The organism is Pseudomonas rhizosphaerae, assembly GCF_000761155.1.
Lineage (GTDB): Bacteria > Pseudomonadota > Gammaproteobacteria > Pseudomonadales > Pseudomonadaceae > Aquipseudomonas > Aquipseudomonas rhizosphaerae.
This window is the reverse complement of sequence record NZ_CP009533.1, coordinates 1,424,203-1,447,023: the sequence shown is the minus strand read 5'-3', so window position 1 is coordinate 1,447,023 and position 22,821 is coordinate 1,424,203. Positions and strand designations below refer to the sequence as shown.

Here is a 22,821-nt window from a genome sequence, read left to right as displayed (position 1 = left end):
AAGGGAAATCCCGGCGGCCCTTCACCCAACCGTGCCTGCCGGGGTCAGCCGGGCGGTGAGGAACTCCAGCAGGGCATGCACCTTGGGCAGGCCTTCGCGGCTTTTCAGCCACACCAGGTTCATCGCCAGGCCATCGGTGGCCAGGGGCGCCAGGACCTCGACCAGGGCGCCGCTGTCCAGGTGCCGCTGGATCAGCCAGGTGGGCAGCTGGGCGATGCCGTGCCCGGCCAGCACCGCCATGACCTGCCCTTCGCCATCGCCGACTGCAACGTGGGGATGGATGATCCGCCGTTCCATGTCGCCGGCCTGTCGGCCCTGGAAGTACCAGGGATAGACCGAACCATCGGTCTGTCCATAACCCACGCAGCGATGCTGCTCCAGATCCCGCTCGCCCTGCGGGGTGCCGTGATCGCGCAGGTAGGCCGGCGCGGCGCAGAACACCAGGCGCTGGCGACCGAAGAAGCGTCGCCCGACATTGCTTGGCCAAGCGTCCGAGCCACCGATGCGCACGACGATGTCGATGCCTTCCTGGGCGGGGTCGACGAAACGGTCCGAGAACGATATGTGGGGTTGCAGCCGAGGATACTGGGCGGTGAACTCGAGGATCAGCGGCAGCACGTGCAGCCGCCCGTAGGACGCCGGCAGGTCGATGCGCAGGCGGCCATGGGGTTCGCGCTGTTCGGCGCTCATCGCCAGCTCGACCTCCTCCAGGTCGGCGAGCACGCCGGTGCAGGTGCGGTAGAAGGTCTGCCCCGCTTCGGTCAACGCCAGCCGCCGTGTGGTGCGCTGGAACAGCCGCACGCCGAGCCGCGCTTCCAGGCGGGCCACGCCTTTGCTGACCGCCGAGTTGCTGAGGTTCAAGCGTTCGGCGGCGGCGGTGAAACTGCCCAGGTCGGCGACGCTGACGAAGACATCGATGCCTTTGAGGCGCTCGGACGAAAACATTGCAGCTCCGATTGGTGAATTCAATTCAATTCACAAGGTACCAGATGACCGGAATATGCCGGAGATTCTTCAATAGACTATTGCAAAATCTTTCCGGAGTTACATTCGATGCCTACTTCCAATACCGCCGGAGCCGTACCCTCGGCTTCTGGCAACACCGCCTCGGGCATACAGATCCTGATCATGGCCGTGGCGGCCTTTATTATCGTGACCACCGAGTTTCTCATCGTCGGTCTGTTGCCCAGCCTGGCGCGCGACTTGGACATTTCCATCGCCTTGGCGGGCCAGGTGGTGACCCTGTTCGCCTTCACCGTGATGCTGTTCGGCCCCTACCTCACGGCGCGGCTGGCCCATGTCGAGCGCAAGAAGCTGTTTACCCTGATTCTGCTGGTGTTCGCGGCGTCCAACGTGCTGGCAGCAGTGTCCACCAATATCTGGGTGCTGGCCATCGCGCGTTTCATCCCGGCCCTAGCGCTGCCAGTGTTCTGGGGCACTGCCAGTGAAACCGCAGGGCAACTGGCTGCGCCTGGGCAATCGGGCAAGGCGGTGGCCAAGGTCTATCTGGGCATTTCCGCAGCCCTGGTGTTCGGGGTGCCGCTGGGCACCGTGGCCGCCGACCTGATCGGCTGGCGCGGCAGCTTCTGGGTGCTGGCCGGGGTATCGTTGCTGATCGGCGTGCTGATGCACCTGGTGATGCCGAAGTTGCCGGGCTCGCCGGTCGCTGCCGCTGGCGAGAAGCAGACGGCCATCCTGCGTCAGCCGCGCTTTCTGGCTCACGTGCTGCTGTCGGTGCTGGCCTTTACCGCCATGTTTACGGCCTACACGTATCTGGCCGATATCCTCGAACGCCTGGGTGGCGTGCCAGCGGGTCAGGTGGGCTGGTGGTTGATGGGCTTCGGCGCGGTTGGCATGCTGGGTAATCACCTGGGTGGCAGCATGGTGGACAAGCGTCCGCTGGGTGCCATGGTGGTGTTTCTGGTGGTGCTGGGCGCCGGTATGACCGCCGCCGTGGCGTTCGCCGAGCAGCGAGCCTGGTTGATCGCTTCGCTGATCGCCTGGGGTATCGCCTACACCGCGCTGTTTCCGATTTGCCAGGTGCGAGTCATGCAGGCCGGCGCCAAAGCCCAGGCCCTGGCAGCTTCGCTGAACATCTCGGCGGCCAATGCGGGTATTGGTCTGGGCGCGATTTTCGGTGGCCTGGGCATTCGACAGTTCGGCCTGGAGTCGCTGGGTCTGCTGGCCACCGGTGTGGCAGTTCTGGCATTGATCGTGGCACTGCTGATGATCAAGCGCCCGGCCACCGCGAAGTAATTGCGCTCTCCGCAAATCTCTTGTGGGAGCGGTCTTCGGCCGCGAACTGGGCACCGCGATGCGCCTGGATAAACGCGGTGAGGCCGGACGCGGCTTGCGCCGCTGCTACAAGGATCGCGGTGTCGGTGGGTACGGCGATGTGTCTGTAGCAGCGGCGCGAGCCGTGTCGGCGGGCAACGCAGAGTGTCTGGATGAACGCGGTGAGGCCGGACGCGACTTGCGCCGCTGCTACAAAGATCGCGGTGTCGGTGGGTACGGCGATGTGTCTGTAGCAGCGGCGCGAGCCGCGTCGGCGGTGGATGGAGCAAAGTGAGGGGAGGCATGGTCTGAACCAGCAAGGAGTTTTTCGCCATGCCCTCACGCCATACCGACATCGAATTGTTCTATAAACCGCCCTTCGACTGGCAACGCCTGCTCAGGTTTTACGGCGGGCGCTCCAGTGCGTTGGTCGAAACGGTCATCGACGGCGTGTACCTGCGCACCGTCGAATGGCTGGGCGACGAAGGCTTGCTCAGTGTCCGGCAGGACGCGAGCCGTGACTGCCTGATCGCACGCGTCGATGGGCCGGCCAGTGCTCACCTGCCTGCGCTGGTGCCGCGTCTGCGGCGCATGTTCGATCTGGATCTGGACCCGCAAAAGCTGCATGCCGCACTCGACGGCGACCCTTGGCTGGGCCGCCTGCTGCTGCAAACACCCGGGCTGCGCGTGCCGGGCACCTGGTCGACCTTCGAGCTGATCGTGCGCACCATCGTCGGCCAACAGGTCAGCGTCAAGGCGGCGACAACCATCGCTGGTCGCCTGGCCGAACGTGCCGGGCAGCCTGTAAGCCAGCCACAGCATCCACAGGTGGCGTGGCAGTTCCCTACCCCCATTGCCCTGGCCGAAGTCGACCTCGAACGGATCGGCATGCCCGGCAAGCGAGTCGCAGCACTGCAGAACTTCGCCGCCGCAGTGGCCCACAACCAGGTGCAGATCGAGGCGTTCCCTGATGAACGGACGCGGACCGACCTGGGGCCCCTGCGCCAAGGGTTGCTGGCCCTGCCGGGCATTGGCCCATGGACGGTCGAATACGTGGCCATGCGCGCCTGGCGGGATACCGATGCCTGGCCGGGCAGCGATCTGGTGATCATGCAGGAGATCATCCGCGAGCACCCTGAGCTGCTGAAACTGGGGCATCAACGGCTGCGCAGCGAGGACTGGCGGCCGTGGCGCGCCTACGCAGTCATGTACATCTGGAATGAGCTCATGGACCGCACCGACGGCCAGCGCGGTGGCTGACCCCGTAGGACCATGGACGCCACGGGGTCGGCAGGATGCTCAGCGCTGCAGCGGCGGTGTGCGTGGCGGGATCGTGCGGCGATCGCCGGTGGCTTCGAAAGCGGCGGCCAGGCGCAACAGTTGCGTGTCGTCGTAGGCACGGCCAGCAAAGGTCAGCCCCACCGGCATGCCGATGTCGGCCATCAAGCCCATCGGCACGGTCACAGTCGGCACGCCCAGGTGACGGATCGCCAGATTGCCGTTGGCCACCCACACGCCATTGCTCCAGGCGATGTCTGCTGCCGCCGGGTCAACGTCGGCATTCGCCGGGGCCACGTCGGCCACGGTGGGGAACACCACTGCGTCGAGTTGCAACGCCTGCATCCACTCTTCCAGGTCGATCTTGCGAGTGTGCTCCAACGCACGCAGACCGTCGGCCAGGGTGTTGATCTGGTCCCAGGGGGTGATGCCACGCTCGGCCATCTTCACGTATTCGTCCATGCCGGCGGCCAGGTCGCCTTCGCGGTTGGGCAGCGTGCCGGGGTCATGGGGGAAGATGAGCGGCCCGTCGACGTCCACCAAGCGGTTGAGGGCTGGATCGCCGTTCGCGCGCAGAAAATCGTCGAAGGCCCACGCCGTCAGGTCCCAGAGCTCATGATGAAGGAATGCCGGGTCGACGATGCCGCGGTTGAACACGGTCGGCGCTCCGGGGCGATCACCTTCGCAGTTGGACACCAAGGGAAAGTCCACTTCGACGACTTCCGCACCAGCCGCTTCGAGGGCGACCCGTGCCTGTTGCCACAGGTCGATCACCGCGGCGCGTGTGTGGATGCGCTGCCCGGTCGGGCCGCCGATGCCTGGCTGCTCGGCCGTGCCGGCCAGCGGGTCGGCATTGATGTACATACGAGGCACGCCGAAGCGCTTGCCCGCAAGCGCTGCAGGTGTGGTGGCCAGTTCCCGGTAGGACGCCGGACGCACGCTGGCGACCTTGGGTATCGGCACCCAGGGTTGCAGGCGCCACAGGTCGCCACGGGTGTCGGGGTCGTCGGCGACCACCACGTCGAGGATTTCCAGCAGATCGGCCATGGTCCGCGCAAACGGCACGACCACGTCCATGGTCGGCGTCAGCGGCCAGTTACCGCGCACCGAGATGATCCCGCGCGAGGGCGTATAGGCACACAGGCCGTTGTTGGACGCCGGGCCGCGTCCGCTCGACCAGGTTTCTTCGGCCAGGCCGAACGCGGCGAAGCTGGCTGCGGTCGCCGTGCCAGCACCATTGGACGAGCCGGAGGCAAACGGCGCGGTGAGGAACTCGGCGTTGTACGGGCTTTCCGCTCGGCCGTAGACACCGCGCTGCATGCCGCCGTTGGCCATGGGCGGCATGTTGGTCTTGCCCAGGCAGATCGCTCCGGCGGCGCGCAGGCGCTCGACGGTGAAGGCATCGCGCTGGGCGACCAGCCCGGCGAAGGCCGGACTGCCTGACGCCGCGGTCAGGCCCTTGACCAGGTAGCTGTCCTTGGCCGTGTACGGAATGCCATCGAGCGGCCCCAGGGTCTGGCCGCTGGCGCGTCGGGCATCGGCCGCCGCAGCCTCGGCCAAGGCCGAGGGGTTGGGCACCACCAGCGCGTTCAGCGCAGTGGCGGTGTCGGCGCCGTCATAGGCCGCAATGCGCTCCAGGTAGGCCCGGACCAGTTCGACCGCCGTGGTCTGGCCGCTCTCCAGAGCCGCGCGCAGTTCGGCGATGGAAACCTCGGTGACTTCGATCATGCTGTTCTCCTGCACGATCAGCCCTTGGCGGCCATGGCGGTCACTTCCACACGCATGCCAGCGGCGGCGAGCGCGGTGATACCCACGGCTGCGCGCACCGGCCAGGGCTTGCTGAAAAAGCGCTGGTAGACCTCGTTGAAGGCCGGGCGGTCAGCCATGTCGGTCAGGTAGATGGTCAGGTGCAGGACGCGATCCAGCGAGCTGCCGGCCGCTTCCAGCGCAACCTTCAGCGCCTGCAGCGTGCATTCGCTCTGCTCGGTGATGCTGCCCAGTTCCAGGCTGCCGTCGGCGCGGGTTGGAATCTGGGTGGTTACCAGCAGACCGCCGAAGCCGGCGACGTCGGAGGAAATCGACTCGGGGTCGGGGTCCGGCAGAAACGTGATGTCTGAATGGGCCATGGGAGGCTCCTGAGGTCAATGAGAGGCAATGGCGGGCATGTTACAGCCCCGCCATTGCAAATTGAAACGGCGAGCCGGTCAGCCCACCAGGTGCAGGAAGTGCATGTGGCGTTCGTAGTGGTCGAGAATGTCGCCGATGACCTCATCGCGCGACCAGCCCATGACGTCGTGGTCCTGGCCACCCTCGCGCAGGTGCACTTCGGCGCGGAAATACTTGCGTTCCTCGCCGGTCGGCCCGCTCATGACGAAGCTGGGCGTGGCGTAGGCATGGGGCCGGATTTCATAGATGAAGGCATCGTCGGTCGGGCCGACACTCAGGCGCACACCGCCCTCCTCGCCATCTTCCACGGTGCAGTCGTAACCCTGCAGGCGCCATTCCTCGGCGACGCTGAGGCAAGCCGGGCGGGCCACTTCTTCGATGAAGCGGACCACGTGGGCACGTCGCGGGAACATCGCCAGGGTACGCAGACGGCGCTGCCAGTTACCGCCAGCCCGTGGCGTGCTTGGGGAAATGGCCAGGGCCTGATGGCGCAGACCGCGCTTGGTGGCGTCCAGCTTGAGCGCCTTGAGCAGGCCGCGCATGCTCAGCAACAGCGCCAGGGTGAACGGCAATGCGCTGGCGATGGTTGCGGTTTGCAGCGCCTTGAGACCATCGGCCAACAGCAATGCGATGGCCACCAGGCCCATGCTCGAGGCCCAGAAGATGCGCTGGCGCACCGGGGTGTTTTCCGACCCACCGGAGGCGAGCATGTCCACCACCATCGCGCCGGAGTCGGCCGAGGTAACGAAAAACACCACCACCATGATGATCGCCAGGGCGCTGATCACGCCAGAGAACGGAAAGTGCTGGAGAAACGCGAACAGCGCCAGCGAGGTGTCCTTGTCCACGGCCATGCCCAGGTCGGTCATGCCCTGTTCGAGAATCATGTGAATCGCGGTGTTGCCAAACACGGTCATCCACAGCAGGGTGAACGCGGTAGGCACCAGCAGCACCCCGGTGACGAACTCACGGATAGTGCGACCGCGCGAGATGCGCGCGATGAACAGCCCCACGAACGGTGACCAGGCCAGCCACCAGCCCCAGTAGAACAGGGTCCAGCCGCCGATCCAGTCGGTGGGCTGGTAGGCATTGAGGTTGAGGGTTCGGCTGACGATCTCGCTCAAGTAGCCGCCCGTGTTCTGCACGAAGGTCTGCAGGATCAGCACGGTGGGGCCGAGGATCATGACCATGGCCATGAGCAACACCGCCAGGCCCAGGTTGAGTTCGGACAAGCGACGGATGCCCTTGTCCAGCCCCGACACCACCGACAGGGTGGCCAGTGCAGTGGTGCCGATGATCAAGGCGATCTGGATCGGGATCGACACCGGTACGCCGAACAGCGCGTTGAGACCGGTGTTGATCTGCGCCACACCGAAGCCCAGCGAGGTGGCTACGCCCAGTACCGTGCCGATGATGGCGAAGATGTCCACGGCATGCCCGATGGGACCGTAGATGCGCTCGCCTATCAGGGGATAGAGCGCCGAACGCAGGGTCAGCGGCAGGCCGTGGCGGAAGCTGAAATAGGCCAGGATCAGTGCGACGATGGCGTAGATCGCCCAGGCATGCAGCCCCCAGTGGAAGAAGGTGATCTTCATCGCCTCGCCCGCGGCGGCAACCGTGGCTCCTTCGCCGTAGGGCGGGTTGAGGAAGTGCATGACCGGCTCGGCGACGCCGAAGAACATCAGGCCGATACCCATGCCCGCCGAGAAGAGCATGGCGAACCAGGTCATGCTGCTGTAGTCGGGGGTGCTGTGGTCCGGGCCCAGCTTGATGTCGCCGTAGCGGCTGACGCCCAGGAACACCACGGTGCCCAGAATCACCGCGACGGCGAGAATGTAGAACCAGCTGACGTTGGTGAAGATCCAGTCCTGCACGTGGGCGAACAGCGTTTGCGCCTGCTGTGGCATCAGGCTGGCGAACAGCACCAGCAAGAGCAGCAGAATGGCCGAAATCCAGAAGACCGGCGGGTTGAGTGTCGAGGTCTCGACGGGGTCTGACTTCACAGTCATTGAAAAGCTCCTGATGGGGCGGTGCAGCGCGTGCGTGCAATGGGATGAGTAGGTGTGACCGCAGGTGGCGCTCGAGGTTTACCGAAGCGGGCAGTACGGCTGTGGATCAGCGGCAGATGTATTTGCAAACATATTCGTCCGACAGGGTGGGCACCATTGCGCGCGGCGTTCTGTCTATCGATGACTCTGCGTCGCAGCGACGCCCCGCTCGATCATCGCACTCGATTATCAACAGGAGGATCCATGGCATTCGTCGACATGTACGTGAAGGAGATCATCGCGCTGGAGGTGGCGCTCTTTCATGCGCGGGCTCGCCTGGAAACCGCGGCGGATGCCGAAGCGTTGCACGATCTGCGCATTGCCGTGCGACGCATTCGCAGCCTGTTGATTCCGGTGCGATCGGTGCCGGCCATGGGTCCGCTGCTGAAGGCGGCGAAGGCCGTGGGGCAACTCACCACGCCCACGCGCGACCTGGAAGTGATGGCCCAGGAGCTGCAAAAGCGTGGCATGGACGGCGCCGCCGACAGCCGTCGCGCACGGCTTGAAATAGAGCACCGGCTGATCGTCGAGCACCCTACCCTGCAGGCCTTGTTCACGGCCCTCGATGCCTGGCCAGCCGCGTTCCGTGCCAGCGAGCCCGGCATGGACTCGGCGCACTTCAAGCGCACCGTGGTAAAGACGTTGAACAAGCACGTCGACAAGCTGCGCCGCGCGCTCAAGGATGCCAAGTTCGATCGGCACGAACTGCGCATCCTCGTCAAACGCACGCGTTACCTCACTCAGGCGTTCGCCCAATTGTCGCCGTTGTCGGCCAAGGCGGAAAAATCGCTCAAGGCCGTGCAATCGGCGCTGGGTTCATGGCACGACCACCATCAGTGGTGCCTCAAGGCGGAGGTTGAAGCCGACCTGCAACCGCTGGCGAAGGTCTGGGCGCAGGACTCGGCCGCCGAGCTGAAAAAAGCCGAGGTCGAGCTGCGCAGGCTGGCGCGCCTGCTGCCCAAGCGCAAGTGATGTTGAAGGTCGCCGCGCCATTGCAGCGCGGCGATCAGGTCAGGCTGCCTTGATGCGCGCAGTGACCTGGCCCAGCTCCGCCGACAACTGATGCAGATGATTGCTGGCGCTCTGGGTCCGATCGACGTTGGCTTGGTTGGTGGTCGCGATCGCAGTGATTTCCACCAGGTTCTGGGCGATGTCGTCGACCACCGCGTTCTGCTCTTCGGCGGCCGTCGCGATCTGCCGGTTCATGTCCCTGATGGCCTCGATGGACTGGGTGATGCGCGTTAGTGTCTGCCCGGCTTCCACCACCTGCTCGACGCCCTGATCGCTGCGCTGCTGGCCATTTTCGATAGCCTGCACGGCGTTCACCGCCCCGGTCTGCACGGTGTCGATGATCTGGTGGATTTCCAGGGTCGAGGCGGCGGTACGTTGTGCCAGGGTGCGCACCTCGTCGGCGACCACGGCAAAACCACGGCCGGCATCCCCTGCCCGCGCCGCCTCGATGGCCGCATTGAGCGCCAGCAAGTTGGTCTGGTCGGCAATGCCGCGGATCACTTCCAGCACCTTGCCGATGCGTCCGCTGTCGTCGCGCAACTGGCGAATCACATCGCCGGTCAGGGCAATTTCGCCGCGCATGCGGGTGATGGTGTGGATGGTCGCCTGCATGGACTGCTCACCACTCTGCGCCTCGCGGTCGGCATCGGCGGCGGCGGTGGCCGCGCCGGCGGCATGGCGGGCGACTTCCTGCGCGGTGGCAGACATTTCCTGCATCGCCGTGGCCACTTGATCGGTGCGCTCGAACTGCTCGTTGGTGCCCTGCAGCATCACTGCGGCAATGGTGTTCAACTCGCCGCTGGCCTGGTCCAGATTGGCTGTGCTGCGTTGCAGGCGGGTAAAGGTATCGGCAAGAAAGTCACGCAGGGTGTTCGCCGCCACGGCCAGGTTGCCCAGCTCATCGCGGCGATGGTTGACCACACGCTCGGCCAGATGACCCTGGCTCAGGCGCGCCACGTAGGCGATCAGGTCGCGCACCGGCGTCACCAGATTGCGGTTGACCAGCCACAAACTCAGAGCGGTGATCAACAGGCCGGACAACAGCATGATGCCGATCCCCCAGATGATCGCCTGGTGGCCCTGCTCGTTGATCGATTGCGACTGCGCGTCGGCGAAACCGCGCAGTTCGGTGACCAGGGCATTCATCTGCTCGCTGGTGGCACGGTCCACGCCTGCCACGGCCTTGTCACCGATGGCAGCGTCGGCGCCACTGGCCAGAAAGGCGTCGCGACCCTGGCGATACGCCGCACCCAGTGCGGTGTGTTCGGCGCGCAGGCGTTGGGCGTTCTGGCTGACGCTGGCGGGCACGCCAGGCAGCTCGACCAGGGCCTGCAAGGTGGCCGTTACCGCACGCTCCTGCTCCTGGAACTGTGCCCAGTATTTGTCTGCGGCCTTGGCATCCTTTCCGCGCAGCAGTACGTTTTTCCATTCCTGCACCTGGGTCTTGAACTGAACGTTGGCACGATCGACCAGTTCAGTGGCCCGCAACGGGCCGGCCACCAGGTGGGTGTAGTCATCCAGGCTTTCTGCGAGGAATTTGAAGCTGCCCAAGGCAATCAGCAGCAGGATGAGCAACCCGCCGGCCAGCAAGGCCAGCACCTGGGCGCGCAGAGACGTTTTGAACATGAAAGACCTCGCGATTAGGCCCTGCGAACGCACGGGCTAATGCTGTATCGGCCTTGATCATGGGTTGCTTGAACGCAAACCAGGTTCGTCGACCGCGCGCGTCGACGACTGGTTGGCACTCGATAATATTTCGACACGAAGGTTTGTGAACTAACGGTCATCACGGGCAATCCTCTCCTATGCGCAACGTGCGCGTCTGACCAGCCGGTGCACCCGTGCCGATGTTGTCCTTTGATGAGGAATTGTCGTGACCACTTCTACTCAACTTGCCTATCGACACAGGCCAGGCCCGCTGCATGCGATCTTCCTGGCCGGCACCGTGCCGCTGTTTCTGGGCGGACTTCTGAGCGATATTGCCTATGCCCAGAGCTACCAGATCCAGTGGGCCAACTTCGCCGCCTGGTTGATCGCCGGTGCCTTGGTGTTCTGCGGCCTGGCGCTGCTGTGCGCGGTGATCAACCTGGTCCGTGCCGAACACAAGGGCGGCCGTCCGGTCCTGTATTTCCTGCTGTTGCTGGTGACCTGGGTACTGGGGCTGGTCAATGCCTTCGAGCATGCCAAGGATGCCTGGGCGGTCATGCCCTCAGGCCTGATCCTGTCAGTGATCGTGACGGTACTGTCGCTGATCGCGGCATGGGTAGGCTTGACCAATCTGCGTTCCGGAGGTGTTCGATGAACTATTCAGGCGCCTTGACGGCCATCAGCGTTGCGTTGCTGCTCGCCGGTTGCGGCAGCGAAGCCGACAGCACCCAGGCCCGCGGGCCCGATCCCAAGTTGCCGGAAGCGCAGCGCGGCCTGCTGCCGAGCATGAAAATCGCCGAGCCGGTGGCTTGGGGTGACAGCAAGCCTACCGTCCCGCAGGGCTATACCATCAGCGCGATTGCCACTGGCCTGGCAATTCCGCGCCAGACCCTGGTCTTGCCCAACGGCGACATCATCGTCGCCGAAGGCCGTGGCGGCAGCGCTGCCAAGCTCAAGCCCAAGGACGTGATCGCCAGCTATATCAAGGCCAAGGGCAATACCCAGGTCAAGGGCGGCAACCGTCTGACCCTGTTGCGCGACGCCGACGGCGATGGCACCTACGAGCTAAAGACGGTGTTCGCGGAAAACCTCAACGCGCCCTACGGCCTGGCCTATGCCGACGGCAAGCTGTACGTGGCCAACCAGGATGCCCTGGTGCGCTTCGACTACACCGACGGGCAGACCAAGGCCAGCGCGGCACCGACCAAACTGGCCGACCTGCCCTCGGCGATCAACCACCACTGGACCAAGTCGCTGGCCATCAGCGACGACGGCCGCTACCTGTACGTAGGCATCGGCTCCAACAGCAACGTCACCGAACGTGGCATGGAGGTCGAAATCGACCGCGCCATGGTCTGGCAGATCGATGCCCAGACCGGTGCGCACAAGCCCTATGCAACGGGTATCCGCAACCCAACGGCGCTGACCATCCAACCGGGTACCGGCCAGCTGTGGGCCGTGGTCAACGAACGTGACGAGCTGGGTCCGGACCTGGTGCCCGATTACCTGAGTTCGGTCCGAGAAGGACAGTTCTATGGCTGGCCGTACAGCTACTGGGGCCAGAACGTCGACCCACGGGCGCAGCCGCAGAATCCGGCCAAGGTCGCTGCTGCGGTCAAGCCTGATTACAGCCTGGGGTCGCACGTCGCCGCACTGGGCGTGGACTTCTCGATCCCGGCCATGGGTGAGAAATTTGCCCAGGGTGCATTCGTCGGTGAGCACGGCAGCTGGAACCGCGACAACCCCGTGGGCTACAAGGTGATTTTCGTGCCGTTCGCCGGGGACAAGCCTGCCGGCGAGCCGATCGATTTTGCCACCGGTTTCCGCGGCGACGATGGCAAGACCCGTGGTCGTCCAGTAGGCGTGACGGTCGATCCGCGCGGCGCGCTGATCATCGCCGACGACCTGGCCAACACCATCTGGCGGGTCACCCCCAGCCGTTGAGGCTGGCCTTGGGGCGCCCTGCCCCGAGGTGCTACCCACCGGCGTGCGTCCAGCGCGCCGGTTCTCTGTTGCAACCACCCCTCCCCGTTAGCGACTCATCACCGTCAAGGCCTCGACCAGGGCATGCATGTCGGCGGGCGTGGTGTTGATTCCTGGTGTCACCCGAATGCACGGCCCGCAGGCCGAGCCGTCGCGGGCCACCGTGAAAATATCGAACTGGGCAAGCAGCTGGTCGATCTTGCCTTGCTGGTCCTCTACGCCACGAAAGCGGAACGACGCAATGCAGCAGGACAGCCGCGGATCGTCGGGCGTGAGCACTTCGATACCCGGCAACGTTCGTGCAGGCGTCAGCCACAGGTCGCGCAGGTAACGCAGGCGTGCGCCTTTCACTGGCCAGCCGCCCAGCGCCTGGTGCTCGGCAAACACCGTGGGCAGGCTCATCAGCGCTGGCACGTTGGGCGTGCCATAGGGCGTCAGGCAGCGGATGTCGTCGGCCGGGTAGCTGGGGTTGCCCATGTCCGGCGAGAAATCGGCGAGGCGCTCGCGGCGAACGTGGATGACCCCCAGGCTGAGCGGCGCGCCGATCCACTTCTGCAGGTTGAAACCGGCCAGCTCGATGCCCAGGTCGTCCAGATCGACCTCCATCTGACCTAGCGAATGGGCGCCGTCCAGAATCACGTCGATGCCGTGGGCACGGGCCTCGGCAGCAATGACCTTGATCGGCATGACCAGCCCGGTACGGTGGGTGACGTGGGTCAAGGCCATGAGCTTGAGCCGCGGATGAGTGGCGAAGGCCCGGCGGTAGGTCTGCAGCAAACCCTCATAGCTGGCAGGGTGCTCGTGGACCAGACGCACCAGCTCGACACCGCGTGCCTGCTGCAGCCAGTCGAAGGCACCCTGCACCGAGCCGTAGTCCAGGTCGCTGATCAACACTTGATCGCCAGGCTGCAGGTGCTTGTAGTTGCGTATGAGGGAGTACAAGGCTTCGGACGCGCTGCGGGCGAAGGTCAGTTCGCCTGCGGGCACGCCCATCAGCTCGGCGAGCTGCTGGCGGATGGCATCGGCCTCATGCTTGTCGAAGTGCTGGCGCACGTGCACCGAGTTGCTGCGGTTGACCTGACGGATCGCGTCTTCATAGGCGCTTACCACGCCTTGGCTCATGCGACCGAAATAGCCGCCGTCGAGATTGATCGGTCCGTCGTCGCGTGGGTAGCGTGCAGCAACGTCCGTCCAGAAGGTTTCATCCATGGCCAATTCGGCGGGGCTTTGCGTTACGCAGGGCATGACAGCACGCTCTTGAGGGGAAGGCACTGAGCATCGCTTTGCCGGAGGTGGGATGCAAGGGGCAGCGCCGGTCGTCGCTGACATGAACAGAGCGCCCTCGGTTATTTGACCATTCGTTCAACAATCCCTAGGGTAGCCAGCTTCATTTTTGTCCGAGATGCTCATGACCACCCGTTCCAAGCTTCCGCCGACCGTCTACCTGCTCGGTTTGACGATTTTCTCGCTGGTGACCGCCGAGTTCATGGTGGCCGGGATGATGCCGGCGCTGGCCGCCGCGTTTTCCGTGAGCCTGGCCCAGGTCGGCAACCTGATTGCCCTGTATGCGCTGGGCATGGCCCTGGGCGGGCCACCGGTCACGGTGCTGCTGCTGTCGCGTGGGATCAGCAATCAGCGGGCGCTGGTCGGGCTGCTGGCGGTGTACGTGCTGGCCGGCGCGCTGGCCGCCGCGGCGCCGACCTATACGGTGCTGGCCGTGGCACGCATCGTCATGGGCGTGTCCAGCGCCGCCTGTATCGGCCTGTGCATGACCCTGTGCGCGGGGCTGGTGAGCCTGCAGGACCGTGGCCGGGCCATTTCGGTGGTGCTGGCCGGGCTGATGCTGTCGCCCGTGGCCGGCGTGCCGGCGACCGCCTGGGTCGAACATCACTATGGCTGGCGGGCCAGTGCCTGGCTGGTGGTGGCCCTGGCCTCGCTGTGCACGGTGCTGGTCGCCACGCGCCTGCCGCGCGCCGAGGCCGGGGACGAGCCCTCGCTGGGCAGCCAGTGGATCAGCCTGAAGAATCGCAGCCTCTGGGGCGCCTACATCACCAGCGGCCTGATTATCGGCGCAACCTTCGCTGCGTTCAGCTACTGCACGCCGATCCTGATCGAGGAAGTCGGTGTGGCTCCCGCCCAGGTCGCGCCGCTGCTGGCGCTGTACGGCGTGGCCAACGTGCTGGGCAACATGGTGGTGGGCCGAATCGCCGATCGGCATACCTTCGCCGCCCTCGGTTGGGGTCTGGCCCTGCTGGTGCTGGCCCTGGGCGGATTCGCCCTCGCCGGCCAGATATTCTGGCTGAACCTGGCCTGTTTCCTCACCGTTGGCCTGACCGGGGTGGCGCTGAATCCGGCCATGGTCGCGCGGGTGATGAAGGCCGCCGAGCCCGGCGCGCTGGTCAACACCCTGCACACCTCGGTGATCACCGCCGGCCTGGCGGTGGGCAGTTGGGCCGGTGGTGCAGTGATCGATGCCGGCCTGGGGTTGCGCGCCCCGTTGTGGCTGGGCGCCGGCATGGCGCTGCTGGGCCTGCTCAGTCTGCTGCGGCCCTGGTACAACGCCACGGCCCCGGCCGCCGCCGCCCGCTAGCGCCGACTCAAGCTACAACGGTTTGGCCAACACCCCTGACGGGGCGTGGTCGGCCGCCGAGGCTGGGTCGCCCTGGTCCAGCTCGCGTGACACCGAAAGACGTTCCTCGGCGATGCGCTGAACCAGATTCAGCGCGCGCTCGGCACTGCCCAGCAACGCCAGGATCGCGCCACGTTCGTCCCAGCCCAGCTTTTGCTCGCTTTGCAGGCAGCGTTCGCGCAGGGCCAGCAGATCCTTGGCATGGGCGTTCGGCAGGTACGTACCCTGCGGCCCGTTGCGCACGGCCGGCTCGACGATATCGAGAATGGCGTCGACGATCTTGCGGGCATTGGCGCAGAACACCTGACGCTCGATGCGGCGTGCGATCTGCGACAGGGTCCGGGTCAGGCTCGCGCTGAAGTCCTCTTCCTCGATGAGGCTGGCGAGCAGGTTGGTCTGCCGCGCCGTGACATCGTTCTTGAACATCTGCGCGGTGTAGCCGCGAATCTCCTGGCTCAGGGTGTCCAGCGCGTGCTCGTGTTCCACGGCGTTCTTCAGCGCCTGGGACTGCCCACGCGCCGCGTGCAGCAGCAGGCCCATGCCCTGGCTGTAGCGGGTCAGTTCCTGGCTGACGGCGGCCACGCCGGTGTTGACGTTGGCCAGTGCAGCGCGGTCGAGATGGCGCGGCACGGCGTAGTCTTCCTCGTCGCTGCGGCTGGCGCCGATACGCGAAAGCACGCGGTCGAACACGCCGATGAAGGGGAACATCAACGCCGTGTTGAAGATGTTGAAGCCGATGGAATAAAGCCCCACCGCCACGGGCACCAGTGGGAAGCTTTCCTTGCCGTCGACGGTTTCCGAGCGGGCCACGTCCATGCCGAACAGGCCCATGGCGCCTTGCAGGATGTCCATGGACAAGAAGAACAGCGGAAACATCACGGCAACGCCGATGAAGTTGAAGGCGATGTGAGCATAGGCCGCGCGCTTGGCGTTCTTCGACAGGTTGAGCGAGGCCAGCCATGAGGTAACGGTGGTGCCCAGGTCGGCGCCTAGGGAGAACGCCACGGCGGTTTGCCAGTCCAGAATGCCAGCCGCCCCCAGGCCCATGACGATGCCGATCGTCGCGGATGAAGAGTGGATCATGGCGGTGATGCCGGCGGCGGTCAGTACGCAGATGGCCAGGCCGGTGTAGCTGTCGGCGCGCAATCCGGAGATGACCGACATCACTTCCGGCAGTTCGCGCAGGGGCTTGAGCCCGCCGGTCAACAGGTTCAGGCCATAGAAGATCAGCGAGAAACCGATGATGGCAATGGCCAGATGGCGGGTCTTTTCGTTTTTGCTGAAGACATAGACCAGGGCGAACAGCCCGGCAAAGATCAGCCCCAGCGGACCCAGCGGCATGGCGATCAAGCCGTTGCCCAGGGTGGTGCCGATGTTGGCGCCCATGATCACGCTGATCGCGGGTCGCAGACCCACCACCCCGGCGTTGACCAGTCCGACCACCATGACGGTCATCGCCGTGCTGGATTGCAGCACGCCGGTGATGACGGTCCCGGCGGCCAGCCCTTTCGCCGGCGTACCTGCCAGCTTCGCAAGCCAGGCCCGCATGCGGTTGGCGGCGAGGTTGTTGATGCCATCGGACATGAACTCCAGACCGAGCATGAAGATGCCCAGGCCGCCGATGACGGGGACCAGCAGATCTTTGAAGATATCGATTTCCATGGCGGCTCTGTGCGGTAGGGAGGATGGCGGCGCCCGGGGTGTGAGGGTCGAAGCTAGACATGAAATGTGACATATGGGTGACGCACCGTCGCTATCCCCCATTGCCGCGACCACCGGTGTAGTGGCCGAGTGCAGCTGACGCGGCTTGCGCCGCTGCTACAGAGGCTTGCGAGCCGCGTCCGGGAACGTCGCGAAAGGATTGACGCGCCGCTCAAGCGTGACGCGGCAACAGGACATTTTTTGCCGTCATGGGCGACGTGCGTAGGAAATTTCTGAGACAATAGTGCTAACGATTCGCATTGCCTTTGTCTAGCCAGGAAGCTTTTCATGTCCCGCCCTTCCCGTTCGCAGTTCCCCAACTCTCCGCAAAACCTGTTGGCCCTGGCCATTTGCATGGCCACGATGGCCCCAGCCCTGGCCGCCGACAGCACCCCAACCCAGGGCCAGGTGCCTGGGGTCATCGAACTGGGTGCCAGCGAGATCACCTCGAACGCATTCCAGTTGGGCAGCTACACCGAGGGCTCCCAGTCCTACACCACCGGCAGCATGGCAACGGCCACCAAGCTGCCACTGAGCCTGCGCGAAACGCCCCAGGCAGTGACCGTGATCACCCGCCAGCGCATGGACGACCAGGCCATGACCAGCATCAACGATGCGGTGCGCGCCACCCCTGGCCTGTTCCTCAGCTATGCCAACGGCCCCGGTCGCCAGGCCTATACGGCACGCGGTTTCGACATCGACAACCTGATGTACGACGGTATCCCCAGCGGCTACTCGGGCGTCACCATCGGCGCCCAGCCCAACCTGGCGATGTTCGATCGGGTCGAAGTCGTGCGTGGTGCGACGGGCCTGGTCACCGGTGCCGGCAACCCCTCGGCGGCCATCAACCTGGTGCGCAAACGCCCGCTCGCCGAGCAGAAGGTCACCCTCACCGGCGCCGCCGGCAGCCACGACGACTACCGTGGCGAGATCGACGCTTCCAGCCCGCTCAACCCGGCGGGTACCCTGCGCGGCCGGGTAGTGGCGTCCTACCGCGATGCCAACAGCTTCATCGATGGCGTGGAAGAGGACCATGGCCTGTTCTACGCGGTGACCGAAGCGGACCTGAGCGAAGACACCCTGCTGACCGTGGGTTTTTCTCACCAGAAGGACAAGACCAATTACTTCTGGGGTTCATCGATGATCGGCCAGGACGGTCATCACCTGGACCTGCCCCGCTCGTACAACCCGGGCACCAAATGGGAGAACAAGGACCAGGAAATCAACACCGTGTTCGCGGAAGTACGCCAGCGCCTGGCCAACGACTGGAACCTGCAGGTCAACGCCAACTATGCCGAGCAGAACGGCTTGTTCTCGGGCTCTTATCAATCGCGCTGGTTCGAAAATACCCTGGCACGTACCGTGTACCAGTCGGCACACGATGAAAACCAGGCTGGCCTTGATGCCTTCGTCAGCGGGCCGTTCCAGGCGTTGGGACGTACTCACGAACTGGTGGTCGGCGCCAGCAGGCGCATCTACGACATGACCACGCACAACTACGATCCCTACGACACCAACTGGCCGATCAACGCCGGCAAGCCGAACTTCACCCACACCGACAACGACCGCGAAGTCACCACCCAGGATGGCGTGTACATGACCACGCGCTTGAGCCTGGCCGATCCGCTGAAGCTGATTCTCGGTGGCCGCCTGGACTGGTACGACTATGACAACCGCGATGGCGAAGGCGATTACAAGGTCACGCGCAATGTCACCCGTTACGCCGGGCTGATCTTTGATCTGGACGACCACCATTCGCTGTACGCCAGCTACAGCGACATCTTCACCCCGCAGAGTGCCCAGGACACCAGCGGCACGCCAGTCAGGCCGATCCAGGGCAAGAACTACGAGATCGGCATCAAGGGCGAGTACTTCGATGGCGCGCTGAATGCCAGCCTGGCGCTGTTCCGGGTCGATCAGGAAAACCGCGCCGTGCAGATCTTCGTCGAGAACTGCCCGCAGCTCAGCTGCTACGAAGCGTCCGGTGAAGTGCGCAGCCAGGGCATCGATTTCGAGCTGCAGGGGGCTTTGACCGAGAATTGGCAGGTGGGCGGTGGCTACACCTACGCACGGGTGCACACGCTCAAGGACAGCGCCAACCCGCAGAACGAGAACCAGCGCTTCGACACCGACATTCCCGAGCACCTGTTCAAGGTCACCACCACCTACCGCTTCCAGGGCCCGCTGGAGAAGCTGCGCGTGGGCGGCACCTTTTCCTGGCAGAGCCGCCTGTACAACGACATCGACCTGACCGATGGCAGCCGCTACCGCCTGGAACAGGGCGGCTATGCCGTGACCGACTTGATGGCCGGCTATCAGGTCAACCGCAACCTGGACCTGCAGGTCAACGCCAACAACGTGTTCGACCGCAAGTACTATAACTCCATCGCCAACTCGGCGAGTTATGGCGGCGACAGCTATGGCGATCCGCGCAACCTGATGCTGACGGCCAAGTACAGCTTCTGATCGGCAGCCGCGCGCGGGTCGATGAGCCGTACTGGTATCATCGACCCACTTTCCGCCTGGGCCATGCCATGAATCGCCGCAAGAAGATCAAACAGCTGTTGCAAGCACACGCCAAGAAAGCCAGCGCCAAGCTGGCGCCGCAGAGCAAGGACCGTTACATCAGCAAGGCTGACCGGGCGCGACTGGCGCTCGAGGCCGATACTGCGAGCGCCGCTGTCGATCAGGACTGAAGCGGATCGCAACTGCGACTCAAAGAAAATGCAGCGGCAGTATCTGGTCGCGGGTCAGCGGTGCCAATTCGAGTTCGCCGACCGTTGTGGCATCGACCCACAGCGCTTCTTCGATTTCTGCGGCGGGGTTGACCTGGGCCTGGGTGCGTATCTGAAACAGCTCGCAATGCACTTCATGGCCGGGCTCGTTGGCCGCGACGGCGGTGTAGGTGCCCAGGAATCGGGCTTCGGCGGGATCCACCGCGATGCCCAACTCCTCCTCCAACTCACGAACCAGTGCCTGGGCAGGCTGCTCGCCCGATTCGATCTTGCCGCCTGGCTGCATGAAGGCGCGCGTGCCGCGCTTGCGCACCAGCAGCGTTTGCCCTTGCTCGTTGAGCAGCAGTGCGGCAGCGATGTGGATGGTGGCGGCCATGGCGTCTCTCCTGAAAAAAGGTGGGCACCATGGCACGCCGTGCATGAGCTGGCAATTGCCACTGGAGAACGTTTGGGGGTGGTTCTCGGTCCTATCGGTACGATCTTCTGGCAGGGCGGTGGAGCATGGCGTTGATACCCGATCTATCCGGCAGTGCGTCTGCGCTGATCTGTGGCGCCAGCCAAGGCATAGGCCTGGCGTTGTGCGAGCAGTTGTTGCAGCGTGAGGATGTCGCCCAGGTGTTTGCGGTTTCCCGGCAAGCCACGACCAGTGCCGAGCTGGCGGCGTTGGCTGAGCGCCATGGGCCTCGTCTGGTCAGACTCGATTGCGATGCGCGCGATGAACAGGCCCTGCAGCGGCTGGCCGGTGCGGTGGCGGCCGATTGCGCTCATCTGCATCTGGTGATCAGCACGCTGGGCATTCTGCATCAGGACGGCGCACGGCCGGAAAAAGGGCTGGCCCAGCTGGATCTGAGCAGTCTGCAGGCGAGCTTCGCCACTAATGCCTTCGCCCCGGTGCTGCTGCTCAAGCATCTGTTGCCCTTGTTGCGCAAACAGCCCGCTACCTTCGCCGCGCTGTCGGCCAGGGTCGGTTCGATCGGCGACAACCGCTTGGGGGGCTGGTACAGCTATCGCGCCAGCAAGGCGGCGCTCAACCAGCTGTTGCGCACGGCCAGCATCGAACTCAAGCGTTTGAATCCTGCGGCCACGGTGTTGGCCTTGCACCCAGGCACCACCGACACCCGACTCTCGCAGCCCTTCCAGGGCAATGTCCCGGCAGGAAAATTGTTCGACCCCGATTTCGCAGCGCGTTGCCTGCTTGAACTGATCGGCGAGCACGGACCGGCGCAAACCGGCAGCTTCTGGGCCTGGGATGGCCAAGCCATACCCTGGTGAACCCGCCGCATTCCCTTGTAGCAGCGGCGCGAGCCGCGTCCGGGGGCTCTGCAGGGCAACTGACCCACCGCATGCGCAGTGACGCGGCTTGCGCCGCTGCTACAGAACATTGCGCTCCCCCTGTAGCAGCGGCGCGAGCCGCGTCCGGGGGCTCTGCAGGGCAACTGACCCAACGCATGCGCAATGACGCGGCTTGCGCCGCTGCTACAGGGGGTTCAGGGATTCGATCCATTGGATGTGTTGGGCCAGCTCGAGGCGTTTGGCGTCGAGTTCGCTTTGGCGGGCGTGGGCCAAGCGTTCGAGGGTGCGTCGCTTGAGGTGCAGCAGGCGTTGCCATTTGGCCAGGAATGCCGGGGTGCGGTGGCGCAGTTGCAAGGGTCCGAAGAACAACTCCTGAGGGCTGTACGCCACCGGTTCACCGGTGTCGGCGACGATGATTTCGTAATCGAAACGGTTTTCCCGCAGCACTTCTTCATGCCGGATGCCATAGCTATTGTCCATCAGCCATTGACGCAAGGGCCGCTCGCCGCCATTGGGTTGCAAGATCAGACGCTCGCATCCACTCAGCTGCGCCCTGCCCGCCTGCAGAATGTCGCGAATGGTTTCGCCACCCATGCCGCACAGGCTGACCGCGGTGATTCGGTCGCCGACCTCGATCGCCGCCAGTCCGTCGGCCTGCCGCACGCTGATGCAATGCTCCAGGCCATTGTCGTGAACGCTGCGCCGGGCCGCCAGGAACGGCGTGCGGGCGACCTCACCGGCAACGGCCTGGGGGATGACGCCACGCAGCACCAGTGCTACCGGCAGGTAGGCATGATCCGAGCCGATATCGGCCAGATGCGCGCCGACGGGGACCTGGGCGGCCACGCGCTCCAGACGATGGGACAAGCTGAGCGGATTCACGAGCGATCGGTTCTCTTGATTGGGCCGGCATTCTGGCGAGCGCGCCCGTGCATTTCAACTCAACCGGCAGGGTCCGCAGCAACCTGTGCCGCCAACAGTCGGACGATCCACTCACGGCTGTGGACCAGAGCCCTGTCCGCCATGGGCGTAGGAAAGTGGATGAAACCGTGGGGCGATGCGGGCAACCGGCGCAGTTCCACTGCGGCCACTTCGCCCCAGCGCTCGGCCAGCAGCACGGTGTCGTCGCGCAAGGGGTCCAGTTCACCGACGAACATCAGCGCCGGCGGCAAGCCCGCAAGGTCGCCATAGAGCGGCGACAGCCAGGACTGGCGCCGCTGCGCGTCGTCCAAACCGGGTGTGAGCCGACGGAACGCCTCGACCATGCCCGGCCCGTCCAGCACCAGGGTATCGGGGCCGGCATCGCGCACGCTGGGGGTGCCGGTCAGGTCGAACACGCCGTAATACAGCAACGTACCGCACACGCGCTTCAGCAACGCAGGCCATTGCTTGAGCTGCAACAGGGTGGCCGCGGCCAGATGCCCACCGGCGGACTCGCCGACGACGATCACCGGCAGATCGGCGAACTCGGGAAGGCCGTCGCCCAGCACGCTGCGGGTGGCGGCCAGGCAGTCGTCGAGCAAGCCTTGCAGCGGTGTCGAGACGGCCAGGCGGTAGTCGACCGACACCACCGCAACGTCACAGGCCTGCACCAGGGCGATATTGAGGTCATCGTTCATCTGCGCATTGCCGATGACCCAGCCGCCGCCGTGGAAATCCAGGACCAGGCCCTTGGGTGGCCGGGGCGGACGGATGATGCGTACCTTCACGGGCCGGGCGTCGATGGTAGGCAGCAGGCGTTCTTCGATGGCCAGGCCATGCCGCGCAGGTTTCAACGAACTGGCTAACTGGCCGGCGCGCAGCAGGGTCTGGATCAGCATGGGGGTGACACGGTTGCGGATACGGAAGCGCGGCAGCCGCGCCAGGGTCTTGTTGAAACGCTGCGCCTGCTCAATCTGCAGTGCATCGAACGACCAGCTTTGCTCGGTCTCCACCAGGAGTGCCCTCGTGCGTAGGTATGTGCTTGATATGGAGGGTCTGCGCTCTGGGCGGTTCCCATACAGGCACGCGGCGTCATTAGCGACTATGCTGGCCGTCTTGAAGCCTGCCACTGAAC

Annotated in this window: 20 protein-coding genes; 10 read left to right on the top strand and 10 right to left on the bottom strand. The window is 64.8% G+C overall.

Annotation, left to right across the window (positions count from 1 at the left end; translation table 11 throughout):
* Positions 1-21: 21 nt before the first annotated feature.
* Complete coding sequence (locus LT40_RS06540; RefSeq protein ID WP_043187895.1) at positions 22-945, bottom strand: LysR family transcriptional regulator; 924 nt, start codon at positions 943-945, stop codon at positions 22-24.
* A 108-nt stretch (positions 946-1,053) separates the two neighbouring features.
* Between LT40_RS06540 and LT40_RS06535 the strand changes: the two genes are divergently transcribed.
* From LT40_RS06535 to LT40_RS06530, 3 genes are read left to right on the top strand one after another with little or no spacing between them, the layout of a single operon-like run.
* Positions 1,054-2,256 (top strand): MFS transporter, encoded by a 1,203-nt coding sequence (locus tag LT40_RS06535; protein WP_043187891.1) that lies wholly within the window; start codon positions 1,054-1,056, stop codon positions 2,254-2,256.
* 58 nt (positions 2,257-2,314) lie between these two features.
* Positions 2,315-2,569 (top strand): hypothetical protein, encoded by a 255-nt coding sequence (locus LT40_RS21545; protein ID WP_148308520.1) that lies wholly within the window; start codon positions 2,315-2,317, stop codon positions 2,567-2,569.
* 38 nt (positions 2,570-2,607) lie between these two features.
* Entirely contained in the window at positions 2,608-3,534 is a 927-nt protein-coding gene (locus LT40_RS06530; protein ID WP_043187888.1) for a DNA-3-methyladenine glycosylase family protein, read from the top strand.
* 39 nt (positions 3,535-3,573) lie between these two features.
* On the opposite strand, the gene LT40_RS06525 is transcribed toward LT40_RS06530, so the two are convergent.
* The 3 genes from LT40_RS06525 to LT40_RS06515 all read right to left on the bottom strand — a co-directional run bounded on the left by LT40_RS06525 (position 3,574) and on the right by LT40_RS06515 (position 7,727).
* Positions 3,574-5,280 (bottom strand): amidase, encoded by a 1,707-nt coding sequence (locus LT40_RS06525; RefSeq protein WP_043187883.1) that lies wholly within the window; start codon positions 5,278-5,280, stop codon positions 3,574-3,576.
* 17 nt (positions 5,281-5,297) lie between these two features.
* Positions 5,298-5,678, bottom strand: coding sequence for a RidA family protein (locus tag LT40_RS06520; RefSeq protein ID WP_043187880.1), 381 nt, complete (start codon positions 5,676-5,678; stop codon positions 5,298-5,300).
* A gap of 78 nt (positions 5,679-5,756) precedes the next feature.
* Complete coding sequence (locus LT40_RS06515; RefSeq protein WP_148308519.1) at positions 5,757-7,727, bottom strand: BCCT family transporter; 1,971 nt, start codon at positions 7,725-7,727, stop codon at positions 5,757-5,759.
* 243 nt (positions 7,728-7,970) lie between these two features.
* Here LT40_RS06515 and LT40_RS06510 point away from each other — a divergent pair, with 243 nt between their 5' ends.
* Positions 7,971-8,738, top strand: coding sequence for a CHAD domain-containing protein (locus LT40_RS06510; RefSeq protein ID WP_043187877.1), 768 nt, complete (start codon positions 7,971-7,973; stop codon positions 8,736-8,738).
* 39 nt (positions 8,739-8,777) lie between these two features.
* Here the strand turns inward: LT40_RS06510 and LT40_RS06505 are convergent, their stop codons facing one another.
* Positions 8,778-9,923, bottom strand: coding sequence for a methyl-accepting chemotaxis protein (locus LT40_RS06505; RefSeq protein WP_410904129.1), 1,146 nt, complete (start codon positions 9,921-9,923; stop codon positions 8,778-8,780).
* Positions 9,924-10,650: 727 nt separating this feature from the next.
* Here LT40_RS06505 and LT40_RS06500 point away from each other — a divergent pair.
* A complete protein-coding gene (locus tag LT40_RS06500; protein WP_043187872.1) occupies positions 10,651-11,079 on the top strand; it encodes a DUF2231 domain-containing protein in 429 nt (142 codons plus the stop codon).
* On the top strand, positions 11,076-12,368 hold the full coding sequence (locus LT40_RS06495; protein ID WP_043187869.1) for a PQQ-dependent sugar dehydrogenase: 1,293 nt from the start codon (positions 11,076-11,078) through the stop codon (positions 12,366-12,368). The genes LT40_RS06500 and LT40_RS06495 overlap by 4 nt, the downstream gene beginning before the upstream one ends.
* 87 nt (positions 12,369-12,455) lie before the next feature.
* Here the strand turns inward: LT40_RS06495 and LT40_RS06490 are convergent, their stop codons facing one another.
* The gene (locus LT40_RS06490; protein ID WP_043187866.1) at positions 12,456-13,652 is read right to left on the bottom strand and encodes an aminotransferase class V-fold PLP-dependent enzyme; all 1,197 of its coding nucleotides are present in this window, start codon (positions 13,650-13,652) and stop codon (positions 12,456-12,458) included.
* A gap of 163 nt (positions 13,653-13,815) precedes the next feature.
* On the opposite strand from LT40_RS06490, the gene LT40_RS06485 reads away from it, so the two are divergent.
* A complete protein-coding gene (locus tag LT40_RS06485) occupies positions 13,816-14,997 on the top strand; it encodes an MFS transporter (RefSeq protein ID WP_052393280.1) in 1,182 nt (393 codons plus the stop codon).
* A 12-nt stretch (positions 14,998-15,009) separates the two neighbouring features.
* Here LT40_RS06485 and LT40_RS06480 read toward each other — a convergent pair whose 3' ends face one another.
* Entirely contained in the window at positions 15,010-16,698 is a 1,689-nt protein-coding gene (locus LT40_RS06480) for a Na/Pi cotransporter family protein (protein WP_052393277.1), read from the bottom strand.
* Positions 16,699-17,091: 393 nt separating this feature from the next.
* Between LT40_RS06480 and LT40_RS06475 the strand changes: the two genes are divergently transcribed.
* Together LT40_RS06475 and LT40_RS21085 are read left to right on the top strand one after the other, a co-directional pair.
* Positions 17,092-19,203: a TonB-dependent siderophore receptor gene (locus LT40_RS06475; RefSeq protein ID WP_420329684.1), complete on the top strand. Its 2,112-nt coding sequence runs from the start codon at positions 17,092-17,094 to the stop codon at positions 19,201-19,203.
* Between the two features lie 68 nt (positions 19,204-19,271).
* A complete protein-coding gene (locus tag LT40_RS21085) occupies positions 19,272-19,433 on the top strand; it encodes a DUF2986 domain-containing protein (protein ID WP_084139726.1) in 162 nt (53 codons plus the stop codon).
* Between the two features lie 19 nt (positions 19,434-19,452).
* Here the strand turns inward: LT40_RS21085 and LT40_RS06470 are convergent, their stop codons facing one another.
* The gene (locus LT40_RS06470; protein WP_043187856.1) at positions 19,453-19,848 is read right to left on the bottom strand and encodes an NUDIX hydrolase; all 396 of its coding nucleotides are present in this window, start codon (positions 19,846-19,848) and stop codon (positions 19,453-19,455) included.
* A gap of 125 nt (positions 19,849-19,973) precedes the next feature.
* On the opposite strand from LT40_RS06470, the gene LT40_RS06465 reads away from it, so the two are divergent.
* The gene (locus tag LT40_RS06465) at positions 19,974-20,744 is read left to right on the top strand and encodes an SDR family NAD(P)-dependent oxidoreductase (protein WP_043187853.1); all 771 of its coding nucleotides are present in this window, start codon (positions 19,974-19,976) and stop codon (positions 20,742-20,744) included.
* Between the two features lie 204 nt (positions 20,745-20,948).
* Here LT40_RS06465 and LT40_RS06460 read toward each other — a convergent pair whose 3' ends face one another.
* Both LT40_RS06460 and LT40_RS06455 read right to left on the bottom strand, forming a co-directional pair.
* A complete protein-coding gene (locus LT40_RS06460) occupies positions 20,949-21,647 on the bottom strand; it encodes a tRNA (adenine(22)-N(1))-methyltransferase (protein ID WP_043187850.1) in 699 nt (232 codons plus the stop codon).
* 59 nt (positions 21,648-21,706) lie between these two features.
* On the bottom strand, positions 21,707-22,699 hold the full coding sequence (locus tag LT40_RS06455) for an alpha/beta hydrolase (RefSeq protein ID WP_043187846.1): 993 nt from the start codon (positions 22,697-22,699) through the stop codon (positions 21,707-21,709).
* Positions 22,700-22,821 lie beyond the last annotated feature (122 nt).

Coding starts and splice junctions, on each gene's coding strand:
- LT40_RS06525 (WP_043187883.1), bottom strand. CDS start 5,280: ATGATCGAAGTCACCGAGGTTTCCATCGCCGAACTGCGCGCGGCTCTG.
- LT40_RS06540 (WP_043187895.1), bottom strand. CDS start 945: ATGTTTTCGTCCGAGCGCCTCAAAGGCATCGATGTCTTCGTCAGCGTC.
- LT40_RS06505 (WP_410904129.1), bottom strand. CDS start 9,923: ATGAATGCCCTGGTCACCGAACTGCGCGGTTTCGCCGACGCGCAGTCG.
- LT40_RS21085 (WP_084139726.1), top strand. CDS start 19,272: ATGAATCGCCGCAAGAAGATCAAACAGCTGTTGCAAGCACACGCCAAG.
- LT40_RS21545 (WP_148308520.1), top strand. CDS start 2,315: ATGCGCCTGGATAAACGCGGTGAGGCCGGACGCGGCTTGCGCCGCTGC.
- LT40_RS06535 (WP_043187891.1), top strand. CDS start 1,054: ATGCCTACTTCCAATACCGCCGGAGCCGTACCCTCGGCTTCTGGCAAC.
- LT40_RS06480 (WP_052393277.1), bottom strand. CDS start 16,698: ATGGAAATCGATATCTTCAAAGATCTGCTGGTCCCCGTCATCGGCGGC.
- LT40_RS06490 (WP_043187866.1), bottom strand. CDS start 13,652: ATGCCCTGCGTAACGCAAAGCCCCGCCGAATTGGCCATGGATGAAACC.
- LT40_RS06520 (WP_043187880.1), bottom strand. CDS start 5,678: ATGGCCCATTCAGACATCACGTTTCTGCCGGACCCCGACCCCGAGTCG.
- LT40_RS06485 (WP_052393280.1), top strand. CDS start 13,816: ATGACCACCCGTTCCAAGCTTCCGCCGACCGTCTACCTGCTCGGTTTG.
- LT40_RS06510 (WP_043187877.1), top strand. CDS start 7,971: ATGGCATTCGTCGACATGTACGTGAAGGAGATCATCGCGCTGGAGGTG.
- LT40_RS06530 (WP_043187888.1), top strand. CDS start 2,608: ATGCCCTCACGCCATACCGACATCGAATTGTTCTATAAACCGCCCTTC.
- LT40_RS06495 (WP_043187869.1), top strand. CDS start 11,076: ATGAACTATTCAGGCGCCTTGACGGCCATCAGCGTTGCGTTGCTGCTC.
- LT40_RS06475 (WP_420329684.1), top strand. CDS start 17,092: ATGGCCACGATGGCCCCAGCCCTGGCCGCCGACAGCACCCCAACCCAG.
- LT40_RS06470 (WP_043187856.1), bottom strand. CDS start 19,848: ATGGCCGCCACCATCCACATCGCTGCCGCACTGCTGCTCAACGAGCAA.
- LT40_RS06515 (WP_148308519.1), bottom strand. CDS start 7,727: ATGACTGTGAAGTCAGACCCCGTCGAGACCTCGACACTCAACCCGCCG.
- LT40_RS06465 (WP_043187853.1), top strand. CDS start 19,974: ATGGCGTTGATACCCGATCTATCCGGCAGTGCGTCTGCGCTGATCTGT.